At 71.8% G+C, this 3,589-nt stretch carries 2 protein-coding genes; both read right to left on the bottom strand.

Annotated elements, in window-relative coordinates; all coding sequences use genetic code 11:
• On the bottom strand, positions 1-1,728 hold a 1,728-nt coding region (locus tag ACFPZI_RS31395), incomplete at its 3' end, for a type I polyketide synthase (protein ID WP_381370294.1).
• Positions 1,721-3,589 (bottom strand): polyketide synthase dehydratase domain-containing protein (locus ACFPZI_RS31390; protein ID WP_381370291.1); only part of this gene is annotated, 1,869 nt, incomplete at its 5' end. The genes ACFPZI_RS31395 and ACFPZI_RS31390, both read right to left, overlap by 8 nt.

Genomic DNA, 3,589 nt, shown 5'->3' with positions numbered 1-3,589 from the left:
GGCGTGGAGTTCACGACCGGCCCCGAGCAACCGACCACCCTGCCCGGGGAAGAGGAACGCGAGCCTGCCTCCGGGCTGGACCAGGCCGTGGACGAGCTCCGGCGGTGTCGCGCCCTCGGCGAACGCCCTTAGCGCACGCGCCGCCTCGGCACGGTCCTTCGCGACCAGTACGGCGCGGTGTTCGAGCACGGCTCGTGAAACCGCCAGCGAGAAGCCATGGTCCAGCAGCCCACTGCCGGGGTGGCTGTGCAGATGGTCCGCCAGCCGCCTGGTCTGCGCGCGCAGACCGGACTCGGTTCTGCCGGAGACACACAGCGGAACGACGGAACGTCTGCCGGCCGGTACTGATCGAGTGCTGGTACCGAGGTCGTCCGAGGGCGGAGCCTCCTCGAGGATCACATGCGCGTTGGTGCCGCCCGCGCCGAACGAGGACACCCCTGCCCGGCGCGTACGCCCGCCCGCCGGCCAGGGCACAGGCTCGGTGAGCAGCTCGACGCGGCCTGCCGCCCAGTCCACGTACGGGGTCGGCCGATCGATGTGGAGGGTTCGCGGCAACACCTGGTGCCGCAGGGCCTGAACCATCTTGATGACTCCGCCGACACCGGCCGCGGCCTGCGCGTGCCCGATGTTGGACTTGAGGCTTCCCAACCGCAGCGGCCGGTCCTCCGGCCGGCCCTGACCGTACGTGGCCAGCAGGGCCTGCGCCTCGATCGGGTCACCAAGTGCCGTCCCCGTGCCGTGCGCCTCGACCGCGTCGACCTGGTCGGGGGGCAACTGGGCATCCCGCAGAGCCTGCAGGACGACGCGCTCTTGCGACGGGCCGTTCGGGGCGGTCAGCCCGTTCGAGGTTCCGTCGGAGTTGACGGCACTGCCTCGAATCACGGCCAGTACGGGATGGCCGTTGCGCTGGGCGTCGGGGAGCCGTTCCAGCAGGAGCATCCCGGTGCCTTCCGCCCAGACGGTGCCGTCCGCGGAGGCGGCGAACGACTTGCAGCGGGCGTCGGGTGAGAGGCCTCGTTGTCGGCTGAAGCCGATGAACGGACCGGGCCCCGTCATCACGGTCGCCCCACCCGCCAAGGCCATGGCGCAGTCACCCGCTCTCAGGGAGCGGACCGCCAGGTGCACGGCCACCAGCGACGATGAGCACACCGTGTCGACAGCGAGGGTGGGACCCTCGAGCCCGAGCGTGTACGCGATGCGGCCGGCGGCGACACCGGGCATGGCGCCTGTGTCGCCTTCGTCTCCGTAGCGATTGGGCATGACACCGGCGAACACGCCGGTCGGGCTGCCCACCAGAGAGGTCGGGTCGATGCCGGCGCGTTCCAGCACTTCCCACGCCGTCTCCAGCAGCAGCCGTTGCTGCGGGTCGGTCTCCCGGGCCTCGCTCGGGCCGAGCTTGAAGAACTCGGCGTCGAACTGTGCGGCGTCGTGCAGGAAGCCGCCCTCTTTCACGTACGTCTTGCCGCGTGTGCCGGGCACCGGGTCGTACAGAGTGCCGCTGTCCCAGCCCCGGTCCGTGGGAAACGGCGAGATCGCGTCCGTTCCCCGGTCCACGAGGTCCCACAGTTCTTCGGGAGTCGTGACGCCGCCCGGGTACCGGCAGCTCATCGCCACGACGGCGATCGGTGCGTGCCGTTGTGCCTCGGCTTCGCGCAGCGTGGCCTTGGTCCGCTGTAGTTCAGCCGTGGCGCGCCGGAGATACTCCCGCAGCTTTTCCTCGTTACCCATCGCCATTTCCGATTCCCAGTTCGCTGTCCAGGACGGTGAACAACTCGTCGTCACCGGCCGTCGTGTAGTCGCGGTGCTCCGGGCCCGCTGCGGCGGCGCCGTCGTGGGTGTCGCGCCAGTTCCGCAGCAGCGCTTCCAGCCGAGCGGTGATCGGCGCGCCGTCGCCGAAGTCGACGGGGACCGCCGAGAGGGCCGAGGCGAGGCGGTCGGCCGCCGCGAACACGGGGCGGGCGGGGTCGGTCTCCACCGGAGCGACACGGGCGCTCACGTACGCGGCGACCGCTCGTGCGGTCGGATGGTCGAAAGCGAGCGACGCCGGAAGGCGAAGGCCCGTCACCGTGTTCATCCTGTTGCGGAACTCCACCGCGGTGAGGGAGTCGAAGCCGAGGTCGCTGAACACGTTCTCCGGCTCGATCGACTCCCAGTCGCCGTGCCCCAACGTGACCGCCACCTGCCTGCGGACCAGATCCAGCACGGCCGCCTCCCGGCTGTCCCCGCCCATCCCGACGAGACGCCGCGCCACCTGCGTATGCGCCGCATCCGCCCGGTCCGCGACGACCGTGGCCGAAGTCGCCCGGTGGGTGCGGCCGTCCGCCGGACCCGGCACGGCGCCGACGACGGCCGCGGGACGGTCTGCCGACACCGACCGCGCCACGAGCGAGTCCATCGACAGCACGGGCTGACCGGAGGCATCGGCCATGACGAGGCTCGTGGCATCCGGTCCCGTCGACGTGAGCCGCACCCGGGCCACGGTCGCGCCCGAGGCATGGAGACGGACCGTGTTCCAGACGAAGGGCAGGGCCGGGCCCTCGCCGTCGGGGCGGCCCTCGTCCAGCGGGAGCAGGTGCAGCGCCGCGTCCAACAGGGCGGGGTGCATGCCGAAGAGGTCGGCATCGGGGTGGGCCGTCTCCGGCAGGCCGACTTCCGCGAACAGCTGGTCACCGCGCTGCCACGCGGCGCGGAGCCCTTGGAACACCGGCCCGTAGTGGTAGCCCAGGGCGCCCAGCCGGTCGTAGACCGATGTGAGGTCGAGGGGGGTGGCATCGGCGGGCGGCCACGGCTCCGGGTCCAGGGCCGCCGTCGGCAGGTGCTCTCCCGGCCCGAGCACGCCTTCCGCGTGCAGCGTCCAGGGCGCGCCCGGAGCGTCCTCGGGCCGTGAGTGGATGGTGACGGTACGCGTGCCCGCCTCGTCCGCCGCGCCCACGGCCACCTGCATCCGCACTGCGGCACCGTGCTCTGTCAGCACCAGCGGTGCCGGAAGCGTCAGCTCCTCGAGAACCTGCGCCCCGACCGCGTCACCCGCCCGCAGCGCCAGCTCGACGAACCCCGTGCCGGGGAACAGAACCGTGCCACCGATCCGGTGGTCGGCCAGCCAGGGCAGCGTACCGAGTGACAATCGGCCCGTGAGGACGGTCTCGCCTGTTCCGGGCAGCCGCACGGAGGCGCCCAGAAAGGGGTGGTCGACAGGGTCGAGCCCCTTGGTGGACAGGTCGTGCCCTGTGGCGGCCCGGGCATCGGTCCAGTACCGCTGACGCTGGAAGGCATAGGTGGGAAGGTCGACACGGCGCGCTCCCCGTCCGGCGAAGAAGGCCGTCCAGTCTACGGGCACCCCGCGCACATACGCCTGCGCGACGGCACGGACGAGCGCCGCCGGCTCGGGCTTGTCCCTGCGCAGCAGGGGCACGAAGTCCGTGTCGTTTTCGAGGCAGTCGGCGCCCATCGCGGACAGCACCGCGTCCGGGCCCAGCTCCAGATACGTCGTGACACCACGCCCGTCCAACGCACGGACCGTGTCCGCGAACCGCACCGTGTCCCGGACCTGCCGCACCCAGTACTCGGGCGAACAGAGTTCACCGGCCGT

Source organism: Streptomyces chlorus (assembly GCF_042655885.1).
In the GTDB taxonomy this organism is placed as follows: Bacteria; Actinomycetota; Actinomycetes; order Streptomycetales; family Streptomycetaceae; genus Streptomyces; species Streptomyces chlorus.
Note: the sequence above shows the minus strand (reverse complement) of the source record. Positions and strands in the feature narration are given on the sequence as shown.